Source organism: Petrotoga sp. 8T1HF07.NaAc.6.1 (assembly GCF_016772115.1).
GTDB lineage: Bacteria > Thermotogota > Thermotogae > Petrotogales > Petrotogaceae > Petrotoga > Petrotoga mobilis.
Map to the genome: position 1 here is coordinate 1 of NZ_AUPG01000018.1, position 20,155 is coordinate 20,155.

Here is a 20,155-nt window from a genome sequence, read left to right on the forward strand (position 1 = left end):
GGCGAAGGGGCGCTATACGACATCAGCGACGGCCCTCACAAAATCAACATCAAATTTTTAGATGACAAAAACAGAATTATCACCGAATATGCCACAAACATAACTTTTGATTCCACTCCACCAAAACCATCATATCTCAACCAAGAACTATCGGCAGGTAATTTAAATTTAGAATACAAAGTAGATGAAGAAGACTTTTCTACAGTCTCCTTATACTACAACGAAACAGAATTAGCCTCTTCAACTTCGTCACAAGACAGTTTCTCAATAAAAATTACCAAAGATTCCGGAATTACAAATTACGTTCTACGGTTCAAAGATGATGTCGAAAACACTTACGATCACAAGATCGAAATAGATACGGATATTGACAAACCCCCAGTTATAAATTCAGATATTATAAAGGTTGACCTTTTTTCAGAACTTGATATGGAGATTTCTGACGACTGGGATGATAATTTTTTGGTTCTCATAGACGACGGAAACGAGGTTAAATACCCATCAGACTTGTTACTACACCCAACAACCAATGCAACCATGATTGTTTTTGACTCAAACAAAAATAAAACCGAAAAATTTGTGAATTTTAATGTTGACGATCAAATCCCTACCCCACCTGAAATTACGGCAAGACTAATCTCTGAAGACATGGATTACATATCCTGGCGATATGATCCCAACTATCAAAATTACGTTGTTGAAAGATATGATGAAATATTGGGATGGCAAAAAGCTTTTGAATTAAAAAACACGTTCATTGAAAACCCAAATTATGATATTATTTTTGTAAGAAAAGTTACCAACAATGGAACATACGGGTTACCTTCAGATCCGGTAATCACTCTCTCAGAGGCTCTTGTTCCATATGCCTCAGGTACGATAAACAAAGTAGAAAAAAACCTCTTCTTACCACAAATTAACACGCCCTTTGTTATAGCTTCTGATATACTAATACCAGAAGGGAGAACATTCTTGGTAGAATCTGGAAACGAAGTCAGATTATATAACGGTGCTACTGTGGTTGTTGAAGGGTTAATGTTTTTAATGCCAGGATTTGATAAAACTCATATATTTGGAGAAGGAGAAATAGCGCTCAACGGTGGAACCATAATCGCCTACGACACAGACTTTGAAAACATAAAATTTACCGGCAAAGGAAAATTATTATTTTTTAAAAACTCAACCCTTGATAATTACAGCTCAATCGATACACAAAGTATAAGAAGAATTTGCATTTACGACTCATCCATATCCGACTACGTTAAAATAACAAACTCATCGGGTGTTTACATCGATAATACCTATTTAAAAGAAATATCGTTAAATAACGTGGCAGAATCATTATTCAAAAGCTCGACAATAGACCTTTTCAACTCATCTATAAACAGCAGAACGATAATGGAAACTTCTACTATAAAATTAATGAACATTGAAACATTCTCATTCATGAACAGCATTGATTCAAAAATAGAAAGACTAAATATAGAAGAATATTCAATATTTCTACAAAGAAAATAACAGGGCGCTAACACATGGACACAACCAACAAAATTCATCAAATAGACCAAATTTACAGATCACTAAAACTAAAAACACCCAACAAACATCATCTCCCAACACATGCAAGCGTACTATTACTAGCCACTCATCCAGCAAAAGGCAATTCGACCATCGTCGAACTCGGAAGTGGCATAGGGCACGTCAGTCTGGTAATTGGAAAAATGCTACCAAACAGCAAAATCATAGGCATAGAAATACAAAAAGATCTATATGAATACTCCTTACAAAACAAAGAAATAAACGAAATAAACAACGTAGAATTCCTCAATACAGAAGTAAAAAACGTCAAAAACTATTTTGAAACAGAAACTATAGACTATATAATTTCAAATCCTCCACACTACTTTGATGGATTAAAAAGTCAAATCAGCGATAGAAAAATCGCTAGATCAGCGGAAGACCTAAAAGTATTAGAAGATTTCATCTATGCTTCAAAATACCTTTTAAAAAACAAAGGACTAGGCTGTTTTATAATTCATCCTTACGTTCTTTCAGACGTATTAATAATCTTAGAAAAAAATAATTTAGAACCTCAACACATATATATCGCCTACGGGAACAAAGAAAAAGATGCCCAACTAATCTCGTTGACATTCAGAAAAAACGGAGGTAGAAATCTGCTCATTCACCCTCCGATCTTCTTCTCAGAATGGGGCGCGGAGCGCAGTTAAAGGAAAGCCCTCCCTTCCTTAAATGGGTGGGGAGCGGGGGAAGGGCGCTAACAAAGACCTTTCCCTTATGGGTGCGTTCGGAGACCTTAAGGGGTTTTCCCTTCAATGTTTGGGTTAAAGGGACCGTAGGTCCTTCCTTAAATGGGCGGGGAGCGGGGGGAAGGGCGCTAAATAAAGAACTCTTTTCCTTATGGGTGCGTTCGGGGACCTTAAGGGGTTTATCTTTTAATGTTTGGGTTAAAGGGACCGCAGGTCCCTTCCTAAAAAGGGTGGGCTGCGGGGCGAAGGGGCGCAAATAAAGACTAAGTGCGGCTTACAAAAAAACAATAAAAATCATTCCACAAAAACAAGAAATTGATTCTAGAGGGAACCAGGGAGGAAGGAGGCTTTCACAATCATTGAACATACTAGACATCATAACCCTCAAAGAAGTATATAAAAAATCCAACAAAGAACTCTTAGAATACACAGAAACAGACACATCCCCTACTTTATTCAAAGAAGAATTCGAAGAAAACAAAAGAAAAATAGTCCAAAGCTTGGATAAGATAAAAGATTTAGGCATAATCACTTATTGGGATGAAGAATATCCAGATCTATTAAAAACCATCAACGACCCTCCAGTAATTCTTTACTATTTCGGTGATCCATCGCTTTTAAAAAGCAAAACCGTTTCCATTGTTGGAACGAGAAAAGTCACAGACTACGGAAAATCTATATGCATTGAAATCGCCAAAGCCCTGAGCAGCTACACAGTAGTAAGCGGAATGGCATATGGAATCGACTCGATAGCCCAAAGAAACGCTAAAAAAACGATCGCCGTTCTCGGGAATGGGATAGACATAATATATCCAAAATCTAACGAATCACTCTACAACAAAATAAAAGAAGAAGGGCTAATAATATCAGAATATTTCCCAGGTACCAGGGCAACAAAGTACACATTCCCGTACAGGAACCGCATAATTGCAGCCCTATCAGAAAAAACCATAGTTGTTGAAGCCGCTAAAAAAAGTGGATCACTAATAACCGCAAGATACGCACTCGATTATGGAAGAGAAGTATTAGCCGTACCAGGGGATATAACAAGGTTAAATTCATACGGTACTAATTATCTAATCTACTCTGGCGCCACCCCCATAATATCTATACAACATCTCAAAGAGTTATTTGGAATAACCAACCTAGAAGTAGAAAACTACAATGAAAATCCTGAAGAAATGGAGTTAAAAGAAAAAATACTAAAACTAATAAACGAAGGGAAAAATAACTTAGACTCAATATGTGAAACCTTAAAAGAAGACGTCTCTACAATATTATCCACTATAATGCAACTAGAAATAGATGGGAAACTCTCCCAAGAAAACGGCACCTACTTTACGATAAATTAATAAAAACCTTCCCTATGGGTGGACTGCTGGAGAAAGGAGCTATCAAAGAACCTTTTCCTTATGGGTGGGCAGCGGGGCGAAGGGGCACTAACACAAAAGGAGGTGGCAACACATGCCAATACTAACGGAACAAGAAATAAATATGCTTGTCAATGCCGAATGTCACGACCCATTTATTTATCTAGGCTTAAGAGAACTCGACAAAGAAAACTTAGTCATAAGGGTTCTACAACCATTTGCAAAAGAAGCATATTTAATTTCTAAAAACACCACCATCAAACTCGATAAAATCCACGAAGCTGGACTCTTTGAAAAAAAGATCCCAGGTTCACAAATATTTGAATACGAAATAAAATGCACAGACTACAACGGCAACACCTGGACTTACAAAGACCCCTACTCTTTTTTACCAGTCATATCTGAATACGACAGATATCTCTTCAATGAAGGAAACCATTACAAAATATACGAAAAACTAGGTGCGCACCCAATGAAAATAAACGGAATCGAAGGGGTTTTATTCTCAACGTGGGCACCAAACGCTAAAAGAGTCAGCGTCGTTGGTAACTTCAACAACTGGGACGGAAGAATTCATCAAATGAGGGTCTTAGGTCAATCAGGAATATGGGAAATCTTCGTTCCTGGTGTTGTTGAAGGAGATTTATACAAATTTGAAATCAAAACTCAAAATGGAGACCTCTTACTAAAAACAGACCCTTACGGAACTTACTTTGAAGTAAGGCCCAAAACAGCCGCCATTGTATACGACATACAAAACAAACACACGTGGAACGACTCCAAATGGATGGAGGAAAGAAAAAATAAAAATTGGATAAAAGAACCGATGTCAATCTATGAAGTCCATCTAGGCTCCTGGGCAAGAAAAGAAGAAAATCAATTTCTAAATTATAGAGAATTAGCGGAAAAACTTTCATCATACCTTAAAGAAAACCATTTCACCCACATAGAACTATTACCTGTAAGCGAACACCCCTTAGACATCTCTTGGGGATACCAGGTAACAGGTTACTATGCTCCAACAAGCAGGTTTGGGAAACCCGAAGACTTCATGTACTTTGTAGATAAAATGCATCAAGAAGGTATAGGCGTCATCGTTGATTGGGTGCCTGGACACTTCCCAAAAGACGCACATGCTTTGGGAAGATTCGACGGCACAGCCTTTACGAGCACCTTGACAGCAGATTGGGAGAGCACAAAGACTGGGGAACTTACATATTCAATTACGGAAGAACTGAAGTTAAAAACTTCCTATTGGCAAATGCACTATTTTGGTTAGATAAATACCACATCGATGGCTTAAGGGTAGACGCTGTAGCTTCAATGCTATACTTAGACTACAGCAGACAAGATGGAGAATGGATTCCCAACAAATACGGCGGAAGAGAAAATCTTGAAGCCATTGATTTCATCAAACAACTCAACACCGTCGCCTATCAATACTTTCCTGGGATAATAACCGTTGCAGAAGAATCTACGGCATTTCCAGGAGTAACTACGCCAGTTCATGAGGGTGGTTTAGGTTTTGCATTCAAATGGAACATGGGCTGGATGAACGACACGTTAAGATACTTTAGCAAAGACCCAATATTTAGAAGATACCACCAAAACGACCTCACATTTTCTTTAGTATACGCTTTTTCCGAAAACTTTATCTTATCCATTTCTCATGACGAAGTCGTACATGGCAAAAGGTCTCTTTTGGAAAAAATGCCAGGAGACGATTGGCAAAAATTCGCCAACTTAAGGCTCTTTTACTCCTACATGTATGCCCATCCTGGCAAAAATTTACTCTTTATGGGAAGTGAAATAGCCCAAAGAAAAGAATGGGACTGCTCCAACAGTTTAGACTGGCACCTATTACAATACGAACCTCATAAAAAAACACAACTATTTTTAAAAGATTTGAATATACTGTACAAAAATCATCCCGCATTATTTGAAATTGATCACCGTTACGAAGGCTTCGAATGGATAGATTTCAACGATGCGGACAACAGTGTAATATCTTTTATAAGAAAATCAGAAAATGAAGATGAAATTATCGTCTGCGTCTTCAATTTCACACCAGTGCCAAGGGATAACTATAGAATAGGCGTACCAAAAAAAGGCGTATACCAAGAAATACTCAACACAGACTGGACACAATACTACGGAAGTGGAGTAGACAATCCAAAAGAAGTATACTCTCAAGACATACCCATGCATGGAAGAGAACAATCCATAATACTCACACTACCACCTCTAGGTGGTCTATATTTCAAATTCCTAATAAAATAAAGGCCCCTTCCTTATGAACGGAATGGTTCATATTCCTTTCCTCCTTGCTAAAACGGGCGGGGAGCCGGGATAGGGGCTAAAAAAGAACCTTTTCCTTATGGGCGGGCTGCGGGGCGAAGGGGCGCAAATAACCACTAAGCGCAGCTCACAAAAAACGCTCCACTTTTAAAAGGGTTACAGGGCGAAGCCCTCCACCCCCCCCGGGTTTAAGGGACCGCAGGTCCCTTTCCGAAAAAGGGTGGGCTGCGGGGCGAAGGGGCGCAAATAAAGACTAAGCACAGCTTATAAAAAAACACTCTACTTTTAAAAGGGTTACAGGGCGAAGCCCTTTTACAGCTTTGTGCAAAAAAGCTTTTTCATAATAAACTTTGATTTTGAACTTGGGGATATTAAGGGGGTTACCTCTTAATATTTGGGTCTAAGGGACCGCAGGTCCCTTTCCGAAAAAGGGTGGGGAGCGGGGGAAGGGCGCTATCACAAAGGGAGGTTAGTTATGAAGGCAATAATCCTTGCAGGAGGCTCAGGAGAAAGATTTTGGCCTCTATCAAACTCAAAAACACCAAAACAATTCCTAAAACTTTTCTCAGACAAAACCCTCATAAGAGAAGCCTATGAAAGAATGAGCTACAAAATGGAACCCAAAGACATCTTTATCATTACATCAGAAAAATATCAACAACTAACGATGAAAGAAATCCCAGAAATACCCAAAGAAAACATCATCTTAGAACCAATTCCAAGAAACACCGCGCCAGCCTGCATGATAGGAACTCTAGCAGCCCAAGATGATGAAATAGTAACAATACTCCCTGCCGACCATTACATACCTGACAAATCAAAATTTTGGGACACTCTACCAAAGGCAATACAAGGCGCCCAAGAATTCGACGGATTATTCACCTTCGGAATAACACCAACCAGGCCAGAAACTGGTTATGGATATATAGAAGCAGGAAAACAAATAAACAGCTCAACATACAAAGTCAATTCATTCAAAGAAAAACCAGATCCTGAAACAGCAAAAACTTTTCTATCAAAAGGCAACTTCTATTGGAACAGCGGTATATTCGTATGGAAAAAAAGCACATTTTTAGAACAAATGAAAAAACATTCTTCTGACATTTATAACAAACTCATAAACATCTCTCCATGGGACACAGAGAGCTTAAGAAAAATCATGCCCACTATCGAAAAAATAAGCATCGATTACGCCCTATTAGAGCGATCTGATAAAGTCTATGTAGTAAAAGCCGATTTTACATGGTCTGATGTAGGGCACTGGGTATCTGTAAGGGAACTGCAAGGATACTCAGATAACGACGAAAACGTTGAAGTCATAAATGGGGCAAATGTATTTGTGAAATCCGATAAATTTGTAGGAATAGTTGGATTATCAAATATTATAGTGGTTGAAGGAGAAAACGGTATCTTAATCACAAAAGAAGAAAACTCACAAGACGTAAGAAAAATATCTGAAAAGCTGAAAAAAATGGGGAAATTTTAAAAAATTATAAAGGCAGGGTGTGAGGTGGATCCATTATGATGGTGGGAATACTTATAGCTTTTTCAATTGGCCTTTTTTTAGGAATAAAAGGAAGGCTAAAATGGTTGAAAAAAATCAAACCTGTTCTATGGTCAACGGTTTTGTTACTCTTTTTCATGGGTTATGAAATTGGCAACGATGACGTCTTGATTTCTCAAATTAAAGAAATTGGAATCACAGCTTTATACATAGCAGTTTTTTCCATTATTGGAAGCGTTCTTTTCACTTCCATTTACGAAAAGTTCTTTAAAAAGGAGAAAACTAAATGATATTGCTATTATCTGCAGTCGTTGCTGGAATAATATCCGGTATCTATTTTAACTTTAATATCCCGAACAATTTAACAACTATTTTATTAATGTTTTTGGTTTTTAGCGTTGGGGTTGATATTGGCAGTGAAGAAAAGATACTCTCAAAATTAAAAGTCAACATGAAAAATATACTCTTTCAATCAATGTTAACTATATTAGGAAGTCTTATCTTTGGATCATTAGCAATATTTTTCACGAATTTAAATTTAAAAGAATCATTAGGCGCATCTGCAGGATTCGGTTGGTATTCACTTTCAGGGGTTATGATCAGCAATCTCTACTCTCCTGTTTTAGGAGCAATTTCTTTCACTGCAAATGTAATTAGAGAAATTTTAGCGATAGTTCTAATTCCTTTAGTTGCTAAATGGTCCCCCCTAGGAGCAGCATCAATTGGAGGAGCCACTTCAATGGACACCATGCTTGGAGTAATATCAAAAAGCACTGATAAAGAAACTACTCTAATAGCCTTTGGACAAGGAGTAATACTTTCTCTTTCCGTTCCAATTCTTATAACAATGATTTTTTAAAATAATTATGATTTTTGATTATTATCTTATAGATCACCAAAACTCGACTTTTACACATTAATAGTGTATAATTATAGTGTACTTGTAAAGAGGTGATCATATGAATTATATTGAAAAATTACAAAAATTAATAAATAAAAAAGATGGGATAATAACTACAAAAGAGGTTGTTGAATTAGGAATCCCAAGACAATATCTAAATATTTTTATAGAAAAAAATATTCTCGAAAGATTAGAAAGGGGTACATACATTACTCCAGGAACATTTGAAGATGAAATGTATATATTACAAAAAAAATTTCAAAAAATAGTCTTTTCCCATGAAACAGCACTATATTTACATAATTTAACAGATAGAGACCCAATAAATTACTCAGTAACTCTCCCTCAGGGTTATAACCTTAAAAATCTAGAAAAATATAATGTAAACATACATTGGACAAAAAAAGAAAACTATGATCTCGGACTAACAAAATCAAAAACCAATTTTGGAAGAGAAATAAAAGTATATGATAAAGAGAGAACAATATGTGATATTGTCAAAAACAGAAACAATATGGATAAAGATTTATTCAAAAATTCATTAAAAGCTTATATATCTAACAAAGATAAAAACCTAAACAAATTAATAGAATACTCAAAAAAACTAAAAATTGAAAAAGTGTTGAGAAAATACTTGGAGATGATCTTATGAAAAATCTAATGCAATTAAAAAGCTTAATAAGAAATTTATCAAAAGAAAAAAACCTTAATCCACAAATAGTTTTAAGAATCTATATGATGGAAAGAATTCTTGAAAGGATATCCATATCAAGTTATAAAAATAATTTTATTCTAAAAGGCGGAATGTTGGTAACCTCTTTAGCTGGGATAGCAGAAAGATCAACAATAGATATGGACATTACATTAAAATCCATAAAATTAACAAGTGAAAACATCAAAAATATTTTTGAAGAATTAATCAATATAGACCTAAATGATGGTGTTGAATTTGAGTTAGAAAGGATAAGTGAAATTAGAGAAGAAGATAACTATTATGGTTATAGAATATCTATTATATCAAAGTTAGAAAAAGCAAAAATTCCACTAAAGATTGATATCACAACAGGTGACAAAATAACTCCTTCAGAAATACAATATAAATACAAACTTCTCCTAGAAAATAGAAATATAAATATTTTTGCCTACAACAAGGAAACTCTCTTAGCAGAAAAAATAGAGACAATAATATCTAGAAATATACTAAATTCAAGAATGAAAGATTTCTACGATATATATATCATTTTCAAACTATTCGATAAAGAAATAGATAAAAATACACTAAAAGAAGCAATCTATGAAACTTTTACAAAAAGAGAAACAATAAATCTTTTAAAGGATAAAGATCAATTAGTTGCTAATATATTTAAAGACCAAAATATGAAAAATTATTGGGAGCAATACACTAACAAATATAGCTATTCCAAAAATATTAGCTGGGAAGAAATTGAATTATTAATAAAATCAATAATATCAATGATTTAGTTCCTTATTAATTCAAAATGTTAAAATTAAGTTTCTAAAAATATTTAAAACCACACAAAAAACAGCAACAATAAGTTGATATCTTTGATGTATGTCATCTCAACTAAGAAGCGAAACATTGCATGTGTCTCTCTCAGCATCGTCTAAAAGTCTACTGATTTCTACTATGAAGGCTAACGCTTTTGCAGGGTGTTTAAGCCTTTTTTACTATACCCAAACAATTGTATGATTTTTGATTATGGTCATATAGATCAATAACATTTGACTTTTACACATTAATAACAAATAATTATAGTGTACTTGTAAAGGTGAACTTACTAAACGAAAAGTGTACCAGAAATAAGGTGATACGAATGACAAAGATAGGAGCCTCATTATTTGAAGAAGGCGTGGAAAAAGGTGAAAGAAAAGGTGAAAGAGAAGTAATCATAGAAATTCTAAACCAAAGGTTTGGAGAAGCTTTTGATAAAAGATTAGAAGAAAATATCAGAAAAGCAAACGAAGAAATTATAAACCAAATAAAGAAAAATATTCTTAGTATAACATTAGAAGAACTAAAAGAAATATTGAAATAATGGTGGTAGGAGAAGCTCTGTTTTCCACCGTATACACACTATATTTTTAAATGAGTTTGACCTTGATTTGGGGTTTTTAAGAGGAAACCCGTTAATTTTTGGAACTAAGGGACTACAGATTGCTCCCTTAAATAGGTAGGAAGCTTAGAAGTAAAGCTTTTCTTTCCTTAGATGGCCGATTGTGGGGTGGGGAGCGGGGCGAAGGGGCGCTAATAAAGAACCTTTTCCTTATGGGTGGGGAGCGGGGGGAAGGGCGCTATAAAACTCATTATACAAAATTCGAGTGATAGGGTGGTATATTGTTATAGATCAGAATTATCCATAAAAAGATTGACCCTAAATCACTATCTCTTCATCATAATTTGAACTTTTATAAGCCACGTCATTATGTGACACTTCAACTAATTTTCTAGCGATCAATCCTCCATAATTTTTAACAATTTTTTCTACAACACTTCTTTCTTCATTCGTTAAATTCCTTAAAGGAGCTTGATCTACCAAACCAATCTTATACGTCTCTTGCAAAAACTTTTTAGAAAAATCGATATTCATTCTTATTAAATTTGTCTTTACCAAATAGTCTAAAAGAATACTCTCTTATATTCGATATCAGGAATATTATCTTTATTACTTTTTAAAATCTTATAAAATTCAATCGGTTCGGAAACTCTCTTGATCAAATCGCTATTAACTTTAGTTGGTAACGAACCCATCTCATAACGTTGTATAGTAGCTTCTCCTAAACCTAAAATTAAGGCAAATAGTGTCTGAGAGACATTATACTTACTTCTAATTTCCTTGATCTCTTCAGGTAACACCAAATTATTCAATTCAGCATATTTTCTGTATGCTGCTTTTAAATTCTCATTCTCATAATAGGGTTCAAGTAACTCAGCCCCACATTCTTCACATATAGCAACAGTGCGTTCGACTTCAATAGGGTAATTCTTAACGTTATAATTCTCTTTCTTTTTTATAGTTTTATACCTCACCAATTTTCCACATTGCTCACAGGACAACCTTTCTTTTGGTTTTTTCAATTCATACATTTGCTTCACCCTCCTCAATATTTATGGGTGGGAATCAAGTAAAGCGAAGCTACTCCTTTTGATCAATAGCTTTCTTTAATAAATCTGAAGGGCTTTCAAATTCCAAATTAATGAGTCTCATATCTTTACCCAACACATCTATCATAAGATGAATAAGTTGTGTTATCCAGCTCTTGGTTTTTGTTTCAAGTGTAAGCGTATTGTCAAAATTCACTTGAACTTCTCCAATAATCTGTCGGGCTCCCGGCGTTTTACTTATAGGGTTCCAGTGCCCTTTAGGATAAGGTCTTGTCCATATATAATATGCCCTCTCCTCATTTATATCCACAAGCCACACATCACTAAGCTTTTCGATTTTACTCATTGCTAACTCTGCGTTACCTATTTTAAATGCGGCTGTGCAAAAGATCATTGGTTCCTGTCCCACAGGGAAAACTTTAAGATTAATATTAAACATCTCTTCAACTTGTTCACGAAGATGCTCATCAAAATCAAGAACAGAAAGCAGGTATTCCTTTTTCTGTTGAATTTTTTGTTGAATAGAAGTTACCTGAGTTGTAGAATAAGAATCTTTACTCATACTTTGTTCGCCAACTTCATTCTCCTTCTTTTTCTTTGGACTTTTTGACATTTTGATATACACCCCTTTTTGTTATCAGAATATCTATCTCTAACACAATGAATGACTATACGGAATTATAGTTTTTCTTCCCAAAACATTTACCGATCATCCTTATTATACCATTACCTTTCTTATTTTAAAATTTTAAAACACTAAACCTTTTAGAAGTCAATTTTGTCCCACTTACTCTTTCTTCAATGTGCGGGCTGATGGTGAAGCCCTTTCCCACCTTCTTATATGGACGGATAGCGGAGTGAAAAGATAAAAGAATCTTTTCCTTGTGGGCGGTGAGAGGGGTTAAAGAGCGCTAATAAAAATTCTTATTCCTCACGGGTGGGGAGCGGGGTAAAAGGGCGACAGAAGCTCTTCCTTAGATGGGTGGGCAGCGGGGCAAAGGGCGCTATAAAACTTATTATACAGAAGTATATGATAAGATAACGCACCTTCAAAATATGATATAATTAAATCAACGAAGAAAACAATTTACTCCTCTTATGGGCGGGGAGCGACAATTAATTTTAAAAAGGTCACAGAGCGATTTAAATACATAAGAATTAAGCAGGTGAACAACATGGTTCAGGACAAATTAGAATTCCTAAAAGATTTGTGTAAAAAATATAAAATAGGGTTAGTTTATTTGTTTGGCTCGCAGAAAAAAAAGGCTTATCAGTTACTAAAAGACAATGATGATAACAATATAAAAATAGATGATCCTCTCACAGACATAGATGTGGGAATAGTTTTTTTGTTTGATTTGGATAGTATAAAGCATAGATACAAGCTTTATGCCAGTATATACAATGAATTAGAAGAATTATTCAAACCTTACAAATTAGATCTGGTATTTTTACAAGAAACTCATTCTGTATTCCAGACTGAAGCGTTAAAAGGCATATGTGTATATAGTGAATCAGAAAGTTTCAAAGATGAATACGAAATGATGATATTAAGGCGGGCTGCGGATTTTAAATATGTACTCGATTTATACCATAAAGAAGTATTAGAAAAGTACGAGGAGAAATGAAAGATGATAAATAAAGAGCTTATTAGGGATAGATTGATATTCATCAATGACTATCTAATTCAATTAGAAATACTATCTCACTTATCAAAAGAAGAATTTCTACGAGATAGAAGAAACCCTGCAGCAGCTGAAAGCTTTCTCCGAAGATCTTTAGAAGCAATCTTTGATATTGGAAGGCATATATTAGCTAAGACAGGTAGCATAGACATGTCCACTGAGTATAAAGCTATTGCTTTGGGGCTTGGAGAAAAAGATATTATAAACAAGAATTTAAGCCAGAAATTAATTCAAATGGCGGGTTATCGGAATAGATTGGTCCATATGTATCACATGATCTCTGAAGAAGAGCTGTACGACATAATAACAGAAAATTTGGATGACATTAGACAATTCATTAAAAGTATAGAAAAATTCATCGAAAATAACTGATCAGATGGAGCCTTTTCCTTATGGGCGGGGAGCGGGGTAAAAAGGAACAAATCCTTTTCCTTATGGTTGGAAAGCGGGGAAAGGGTGCAAATAAAAATCCTTTTCCTTATGGATGAAAAACAGGGAAAGGGTGCAAATAAAAAATCCTTTTCCTTATGGGTGAAAAACAGGGAAAGGGTGCAAATAAAAATCCTTTTCCTTATGGATGAAAAACAGGGAAAGGGTGCAAATAAAAATCCTTTTCCTTATGGATGAAAAACAGGGTTTAAGGGACCGCAGGTCCCTCTTCCTTATGGGTGGGGAGCGGGGCGAAGGGGGCGCTATAAAGCTCGTTTGCAAAAGTTATGTGATAGGGTGGTATATTTTTATTTATTAATTGATATATAATTATAATTGAAAAAACTATTTAAGGGAGGATTTTTTATGCCTAAAATAGCACAGATAGTTGATGCTGCAAGCAATTTACCATCAGAAATTCTTGAAAAATATAATATCGTTAAAATTCCTTTTTACATAACCTTTGATGAGAAAGAGTATCTTGTTCAAGGCAAAGATATATCCGATGAAGAATTTTATAAGAAAATGGCTGAAAATCCAGACAAAGCTCCAAAAACTGCAGCACCAAATCCAGAAGATTGGTTCAACGCTTTTAAAGAAAAATATGAAAAAGGGTTCAAAGAGATAATAGTTACAACAATATCAAGCGATTTATCTGCAAGCTATCAAAATGCCAATATAGCAAAAAATGATTTTACCGAGAAATACCAAGACTCAAAAATAACCTTAATAGACACAAGAACCTGTACATGTGGTCAGGCTGCTTTGGAAATAAAAATCGCACAAATAATTAAAAGTGGGAAAAAATATTTTGAAGAAATCTCTAAAATAGCCAAAGAATCGATCAAAAAAACTAGTACAATATTCACTGTAAAAACCTTAAAATACATGAAAGCCGGTGGAAGAATAGGTGGCGCCACACAGTTCGTCGGTACTCTATTAAATATAAAACCGATAATGGAATTTGTGAATGGAGTAGTAAAACCAATAAAAGCAGTTAGATCAAGAACAAAATCTTTAGAAGAAATGGTTAATATAATTTCAGATAGAATAAAAGATCCTAAAAAAGCAATTATCTGTACAAGAAACGCCATGTGTAAAGAAGACGAAGAATACATGATAGAAAAACTCAAAGAAAAACTAAACTATGAAGGTGAAATATACTCAGGTACTTTGGGAGCAGTAATTGGAGCTCATTCTGGGCCTGGGGCAATAGGAATAGGCTTCACAGAATTAGAAGAATAAAACAAAAAGATTGTAGGGTGGGCAGCGGGGCGAAGGGGCTCAAATTTCACCTACTAACTACCCTCTCCTTCACTTCCTTCATCAAATCAACTCCCAAATCAAACACATATTTCACCTGATCTCTATACACAAACATCACAACGATCAAACCCAAAACAGCAGATACAACCTGATAAACCATATTAGGAACAAAAGTGTTTATAAAAGCAACGACCACAAAAACAAACGTACTGATAAAAAATTTACCCAAATGGTAATTAACAGGGAACAATCTCTTAGATATAAACGTCCTCATACAAAAGAAAACTATATACGACACCCCAGTAGAAAATGCTGCACCTTTTGCACCATATACAGGAACAAGCATCAAATTTCCAAAAACGTTAACTCCTGCTGCCACACTTGCTATCAACATATGCCAATATGTCTTTTTCTTAAAATTAATACCAACGACCGTCGTTTCAGAAACAGTATACATAATAGGCATCAAAATCAAAAAAGAGCTAATCCCAGCAGCCTGCCTATAAGAACTCTCTAAAAGCAAAAATATCACATCTTTAAACACAACTAATAGCAATCCAAACACAAACATCGCTGCGGCGATAATCACAGAAGTTTTCTCAAAAATCCCCTTACTCTCTGGCTCTTTTTCATAACTCTCGTAAGAAACGGGAGTCCAAAACATAGTAAACCCCGTTTGAATTAAATTCATAACTGAAACCACTTTGAAAGCAGCAGAATACAAACCTATCTCCGTGAAATCAGAATAATTTCTTAACGCCAACCTATCTATCGATTGAAAAAGCCAAGTAATTAAAAAAGTAGGAACAAAAGGAAGTCCATATCTAACAATCGCTTTTATAGATTTAAAATCAACTTTGAACTTACCAAACCACAATTCTCTTTCAAAAAAGATCGCTAATAAAGCGGTAACTATATGAGAAAAAAACAAACCAATGATAACAGCATAAAAACTTCTTGAAACAAAAAGGGCGTATAAAATTGTAAAAACCGCATTTGTTACTCCGTTCACTACCCTCAACGTAGAAAAAGCGATACCTCTTTTTTTCATCCGAACAGCCAAAGTGGAAAATCTTTCTAAAATACCAATTAATATAGTAACCCCCAACAAAAAAATCGGAAGAAAATGATTATAATCTCCAAAAAGAATGAAAGACAACTCTTTCCAAAAGATGCCAATTACAACAAAAACAACAACGCCTATACTCAAACTCGGCAGCAAAGAATCCCAAAGTAAATCCCTTCTCTTATCCTCAGACCTTTCATAAAACATACGAACAAAGCTCTGATCCGCTCCAAGAAGTGCAACATTGAGAAGTAAATTGAAAGCCAAAGTAAACATCGACGCCTTACCAAACTCTTCTGGGATTATAAGCCAAGTGGTAATAGGGGTAGTGATGAAAGAAATCAATGCAGCTATCCATTGACCCATTGAAAATTGAAAAAAAGATTTGATAAATTCTCTTTCTTTAGGCATTACTTCCTCCAAATTTATTTAAGACTTCATTATAAACTTCTATTTCCTTTTCTACAGTATTCTTCCACGAAAATCCCAACGCCCTTTTTCTTAAATAACTTCCATCAATTGGATTTTCTAACAACTTCATAACCGATTGAGCGAACCTTTTCTCAAAGCCTTCTCCTTCCTCAACGACTACTCCTCCATCCCCAATTGCCTCAGGTATACCTCCGTTACTGCTACCAACAACTGCCACCCCACATCCCTGTGCTTCTATAACAACAGCTCCAAATCCTTCATTCCTGCTCGGAAGTATCATTACATCCATAGCATTCATATAATAAGGCACATCTTCATGAGAAACACTTCCAACAAATTTAACCTCCAACTTTCTTTTCTTACATTCATTTTCAATATTTTCTCTTAACTCACCATCTCCAACAACTAAAAACTCAGCATCGTAGATTGAAGATATCTGAGAAAAAATTTCGGGCAATTTATCTGCCCTTTTTACTTTCTTCAATCCACCTACAAACCCAACAACCTTTTTAGATAATCCCAGTTCTTTTTTTATTTTTTCTTTATTCAAAGGTTTAAAGATATCTGGTTCAATCCCGTTGGGAATAACAACAGAATTCTCACTGGAATATCCAAAAGATTTAGCCTTATTCAATAAGGCATTACTTACAAAGATAACCTTTGCAGCATTTTCTAAAACATCAACGTACAATTCTTTCGCCTTAGGCATCGCTAAGTTTATATCGCTACCATGGGCGGTAACTACATACGGAACACTTAGCTTTTGCGATAACAGTTTTGCAACTAATCCCGCAGGTGGGTCATACATCCCATGGGCATGGATTATATCGAACTCGTTATCCTTAATTTTATCAAACAGATCCTCTGCAACTTCTTTTGAATCTTTAATTTGATTATTTTTCTTTAATACTCTCGAATTAAAGACATCAACTAAACTTCTTCTAAAAGATACATATTTATATTTTATACCATCGACTTCATAAAATGAATCAGTAGAATTTACATTTGGTAGAGAAAGAATCTTTTTCAAAAGTTTTATTCCAAAAGAATCTTTAGAAGTAATACCATAAACATCGAAGTCCATATTAAAACTCTGCAGAGTTTTAAGCCTATTTGTTATAAAAATTCCTCTACTAAGATTATGAGGAACTGGCAACAAATTGGTGATGTACAATACTTTCAAATCTTATCAACTCCGAATGTAATTTCAGTTTTAACATCAAAAAAATTTGGTACACTTTTCGTTTATTTAACAGCTCCTAATATCTTGCTTTTTATCATTTTTAATATCAAAAATATCACTAAAATATTTCCTCTTTTTATTTTGATTATAATCTTCGAAAATCTCATTTCTCATTATATCCATACTACTTCCAACAGAAAATATAAAAGCTCTAAAATCAGAAACTTTTTCATTAAAGTCTCCTTTTTCATATGAGTTTTCACACGACTTAATCCTATATTCAATGTCCTTAATACAATAATCTAAAACTTCTTTTTCCTCTTCTTTCATAACTCATTTCCCCCACATTAGATTATACTATATGTCCATGAAAAAATTGGTTAGATCATAATTCAATGTCTTTAAAATGACATCTTTTTTCGTATGGGCGGGCAGCGGGGGAAGGGCGCTATAAAACTTATTATACAGAAGTTATGTGATAACATAGCACCTTTCAAAAACATATGATATAATTAAATTGACAAAGAAAACACTTCACTAATTTTATGGGGTGGGCAGCGGGACGAAAGGGCGCTAAACACAACAAAAAATAAACCAAAAAGGAGAAGCTTATGTCTAATCCAATAAAAGATTCGATATTCAAAGAATTATTTGAAGACAGAACCGTATTCTATGACTTTCTAAAAGCCTTTCTACCAAAAGAGATCACAAAACAAATAAAAGAAACAGATTTAAAACGTGAACAAACTGAACTCAAGTGATGGTCTTTTACGATGGAAAAGCGAAATGGACATCACCAATGGATGTAAAAGAGAAGATAACAGAGATAAAAAACATGGAAGAATACTTAATAAAAGCAAATTATGAACTAATAAATTTAAGTAATATAAAAGAAGAAACGATAATAAACATGAAGAACGCACTAGGAGTAATCTTATTAACAGACAAACCAAGCGTAAGGATAAAAAGAGCGGAAGAGTTGTTAAAGATTATAAATAAAGATATAATATCGAAATTGTCGGAAGAAGAAAAAGAGAAATTTGATAAACACAGAAACGCATTCATAGAACTGTTCGGAAAGAGGACAGATTACAAAGAGATAGAAGAAAGGTTCGAAGAGCTAAAAGAAATGGAGGTGCCAAAAATGTTTAACACATTAGAAGAGATAGCAAAAAGAGACAGAGAAAAGGCTAAATTAGAAGGTGAAAGAGAAGGGAAACTTGAATTTGCAATTAGAATATTAAGCAAAAGATTTGGTAACCAACTAACTGAAGAAATAAAAGATAAGATAAGAAAAGCAGATGAGAAGACGATAGATTACATAGGAGACAATTTATTAGAAATAACCATAGAAGAACTAAAAGAGTTATTGAAATAATTTCTGAAAAGACGCCCTCCATGGGCGTTTTTTCAAATAAAAAGTGTTGCTAATTTTAAAGAACATTTGTTATTGCTAACTACTTTTCGTTTAGTAGGCACAGGTGGGAAGCGGAGCAAAACTTCTTCCTCTTTCCTTATGGGGCAGGCAGCGGTGTGAAAAAGTAAAAAAGCTTCCTTTTCCCTATGGGGTGGGCAGCGGGGGAAGGGCGCTATAAAGCTCATTATACAAGATTTATGTGATTAAATAGCATACCTTCATAGACATATGGTATAATATAAATAGTTCAACAAACTATCGTGTAACCAAAAGGGGGAGCTGATGAAAGGTACCAACATAACCCACAACAGTCAAGACATTATCTTCAAAAAGATGTCGGAACTATTCAAAGATGAAACCCTCAAATATTATGAACTGAACTTACCAAAGATAATCTCAGTAAAACCAACAGAACTACCCGTAATAAACGTATCAGACAGAAACATGGATTTTGTATTCGAACTAGAAGACAACTCACTGTTACACTTAGAATTTCAAACCACCTGGAAGAAAGCAGACTTACTAAGATTTGCACAATACGACATAGCGTTATACCAAAAAGAAAGAAGAAAGATAAACACGGTGGTAATATACTCAGGGAAATACGAAAGTGCAGAAAATGAATTGGACATGGGTTTAAATAAATACAAAGTTTTACAAGTATTCATGATAAAATACGATGGAATAAAAAGGTACAAAGAAATAAAAAGAAAGATAGAAAAAGAAGAAGAACTAACGGATAAAGATCTAATGGATTTAGTATTCTTGCCATTGATGAGAAACGAAAAAAGTGAAGAAGAAGTGACAAAAGAAGCTTTAGAGTTAGCAATCACTATACCAGATGAAAACAAAAAAGAAGCGGTAATAGGATCGTTATTAGGGTTCTCTGATAATTATGTAAGGGAAGAGTACCTAAACAAACTGAAAGAGGTGATACGAATGACAAAGATAGGAGCCTCATTATTTGAAGAAGGTGTAGAAAAAGGTAAAAGAGAAGGAGAAAGAAAAGGTAAGCTTGAAGAAAGAAAAGAATTAATCATAGAAATTCTAAACCAAAGGTTTGGAGAGGATTTTGATAAAAGATTAGAAGAAAAGATCAAAAATGCAAACGAAGAAATTATAAACCAGATAAAGAAGAACATTCTAAATATTACACTAGAAGAACTAAAAGAAATATTGAAATAATTTTTTAAAGACGCCCAACATGGGC

21 protein-coding genes and 1 pseudogene are annotated in these 20,155 nt (G+C 34.6%); 16 read left to right on the forward strand and 6 right to left on the reverse strand.

The genetic code is table 11. The features are described from left to right. The 10 genes and pseudogenes from NAAC61_RS09455 to NAAC61_RS09500 all read left to right on the forward strand — a co-directional run. A partial coding sequence (locus NAAC61_RS09455; RefSeq protein WP_202695875.1) for a hypothetical protein occupies positions 1-1,518 on the forward strand: 1,518 nt, incomplete at its 5' end. Positions 1,519-1,532: 14 nt separating this feature from the next. Beyond that, positions 1,533-2,231 (forward strand): tRNA1(Val) (adenine(37)-N6)-methyltransferase, encoded by a 699-nt coding sequence (locus NAAC61_RS09460; RefSeq protein WP_202695876.1) that lies wholly within the window; start codon positions 1,533-1,535, stop codon positions 2,229-2,231. 398 nt (positions 2,232-2,629) lie between these two features. Continuing rightward, positions 2,630-3,622, forward strand: coding sequence for a DNA-processing protein DprA (gene dprA, locus NAAC61_RS09465; protein ID WP_158585717.1), 993 nt, complete (start codon positions 2,630-2,632; stop codon positions 3,620-3,622). A 112-nt stretch (positions 3,623-3,734) separates the two neighbouring features. Continuing rightward, positions 3,735-5,920 (forward strand): annotated as a pseudogene (gene glgB, locus NAAC61_RS11395) (1,4-alpha-glucan branching protein GlgB). Positions 5,921-6,413: 493 nt separating this feature from the next. Then, positions 6,414-7,424 (forward strand): mannose-1-phosphate guanylyltransferase, encoded by a 1,011-nt coding sequence (locus NAAC61_RS09475; RefSeq protein ID WP_202695877.1) that lies wholly within the window; start codon positions 6,414-6,416, stop codon positions 7,422-7,424. A gap of 35 nt (positions 7,425-7,459) precedes the next feature. Continuing rightward, positions 7,460-7,732 (forward strand): LysO family transporter, encoded by a 273-nt coding sequence (locus tag NAAC61_RS09480; protein WP_202695878.1) that lies wholly within the window; start codon positions 7,460-7,462, stop codon positions 7,730-7,732. Continuing rightward, positions 7,729-8,301, forward strand: a complete 573-nt coding sequence (locus NAAC61_RS09485; RefSeq protein ID WP_202695879.1) for a lysine exporter LysO family protein — start codon at positions 7,729-7,731, stop codon at positions 8,299-8,301. The genes NAAC61_RS09480 and NAAC61_RS09485 overlap by 4 nt, the downstream gene beginning before the upstream one ends. Positions 8,302-8,401: 100 nt before the next feature. Beyond that, positions 8,402-8,995 (forward strand): type IV toxin-antitoxin system AbiEi family antitoxin domain-containing protein, encoded by a 594-nt coding sequence (locus NAAC61_RS09490; protein ID WP_121567362.1) that lies wholly within the window; start codon positions 8,402-8,404, stop codon positions 8,993-8,995. Beyond that, positions 8,992-9,825, forward strand: a complete 834-nt coding sequence (locus NAAC61_RS09495; RefSeq protein ID WP_202695880.1) for a nucleotidyl transferase AbiEii/AbiGii toxin family protein — start codon at positions 8,992-8,994, stop codon at positions 9,823-9,825. Before NAAC61_RS09490 ends, NAAC61_RS09495 begins: the two co-directional genes overlap by 4 nt. Positions 9,826-10,178: 353 nt before the next feature. Further along, positions 10,179-10,400: a hypothetical protein gene (locus tag NAAC61_RS09500; RefSeq protein WP_202695881.1), complete on the forward strand. Its 222-nt coding sequence runs from the start codon at positions 10,179-10,181 to the stop codon at positions 10,398-10,400. A gap of 336 nt (positions 10,401-10,736) precedes the next feature. On the opposite strand, the gene NAAC61_RS10870 is transcribed toward NAAC61_RS09500, so the two are convergent. The 3 genes from NAAC61_RS10870 to NAAC61_RS09510 are packed head-to-tail and all read right to left on the reverse strand — an operon-like array spanning position 10,737 to position 12,080. Continuing rightward, complete coding sequence (locus NAAC61_RS10870; protein ID WP_237729870.1) at positions 10,737-10,976, reverse strand: hypothetical protein; 240 nt, start codon at positions 10,974-10,976, stop codon at positions 10,737-10,739. A gap of 5 nt (positions 10,977-10,981) precedes the next feature. After that, positions 10,982-11,449 (reverse strand): type II TA system antitoxin MqsA family protein, encoded by a 468-nt coding sequence (locus NAAC61_RS09505; protein WP_233546371.1) that lies wholly within the window; start codon positions 11,447-11,449, stop codon positions 10,982-10,984. 49 nt (positions 11,450-11,498) lie between these two features. Then, positions 11,499-12,080: a hypothetical protein gene (locus tag NAAC61_RS09510; RefSeq protein WP_121515144.1), complete on the reverse strand. Its 582-nt coding sequence runs from the start codon at positions 12,078-12,080 to the stop codon at positions 11,499-11,501. A 562-nt stretch (positions 12,081-12,642) separates the two neighbouring features. Here NAAC61_RS09510 and NAAC61_RS09515 point away from each other — a divergent pair. From NAAC61_RS09515 to NAAC61_RS09525, 3 genes are all read left to right on the forward strand, one after another. Beyond that, positions 12,643-13,095, forward strand: coding sequence for a nucleotidyltransferase domain-containing protein (locus tag NAAC61_RS09515; RefSeq protein WP_202695882.1), 453 nt, complete (start codon positions 12,643-12,645; stop codon positions 13,093-13,095). Positions 13,096-13,098: 3 nt separating this feature from the next. Continuing rightward, positions 13,099-13,524, forward strand: coding sequence for a type VII toxin-antitoxin system HepT family RNase toxin (hepT, locus tag NAAC61_RS09520; RefSeq protein ID WP_012209115.1), 426 nt, complete (start codon positions 13,099-13,101; stop codon positions 13,522-13,524). A gap of 423 nt (positions 13,525-13,947) precedes the next feature. Beyond that, positions 13,948-14,826, forward strand: a complete 879-nt coding sequence (locus tag NAAC61_RS09525) for a DegV family protein (RefSeq protein ID WP_202695883.1) — start codon at positions 13,948-13,950, stop codon at positions 14,824-14,826. A 46-nt stretch (positions 14,827-14,872) separates the two neighbouring features. On the opposite strand, the gene NAAC61_RS09530 is transcribed toward NAAC61_RS09525, so the two are convergent. The 3 genes from NAAC61_RS09530 to NAAC61_RS09540 form a co-directional block, all read right to left on the reverse strand. Beyond that, entirely contained in the window at positions 14,873-16,324 is a 1,452-nt protein-coding gene (locus NAAC61_RS09530; protein WP_202695884.1) for a lipopolysaccharide biosynthesis protein, read from the reverse strand. Next, complete coding sequence (locus NAAC61_RS09535) at positions 16,317-17,528, reverse strand: glycosyltransferase (RefSeq protein WP_202695885.1); 1,212 nt, start codon at positions 17,526-17,528, stop codon at positions 16,317-16,319. The genes NAAC61_RS09530 and NAAC61_RS09535 overlap by 8 nt, the downstream gene beginning before the upstream one ends. A 66-nt stretch (positions 17,529-17,594) precedes the next feature. Continuing rightward, entirely contained in the window at positions 17,595-17,858 is a 264-nt protein-coding gene (locus NAAC61_RS09540) for a hypothetical protein (protein WP_202695886.1), read from the reverse strand. A gap of 281 nt (positions 17,859-18,139) precedes the next feature. Here NAAC61_RS09540 and NAAC61_RS10875 point away from each other — a divergent pair, with 281 nt between their 5' ends. The 3 genes from NAAC61_RS10875 to NAAC61_RS09550 all read left to right on the forward strand — a co-directional run bounded on the left by NAAC61_RS10875 (position 18,140) and on the right by NAAC61_RS09550 (position 20,130). After that, on the forward strand, positions 18,140-18,289 hold the full coding sequence (locus NAAC61_RS10875; protein ID WP_233546357.1) for a hypothetical protein: 150 nt from the start codon (positions 18,140-18,142) through the stop codon (positions 18,287-18,289). Between the two features lie 38 nt (positions 18,290-18,327). After that, positions 18,328-18,906 carry a hypothetical protein gene (locus NAAC61_RS09545; RefSeq protein ID WP_237729871.1) on the forward strand — a complete coding sequence of 193 codons (579 nt, stop codon included), beginning with the start codon at positions 18,328-18,330 and terminating at the stop codon, positions 18,904-18,906. A 321-nt stretch (positions 18,907-19,227) separates the two neighbouring features. Further along, on the forward strand, positions 19,228-20,130 hold the full coding sequence (locus NAAC61_RS09550; protein ID WP_202695887.1) for a hypothetical protein: 903 nt from the start codon (positions 19,228-19,230) through the stop codon (positions 20,128-20,130). The last annotated feature ends 25 nt before the right edge of the window (positions 20,131-20,155 follow it).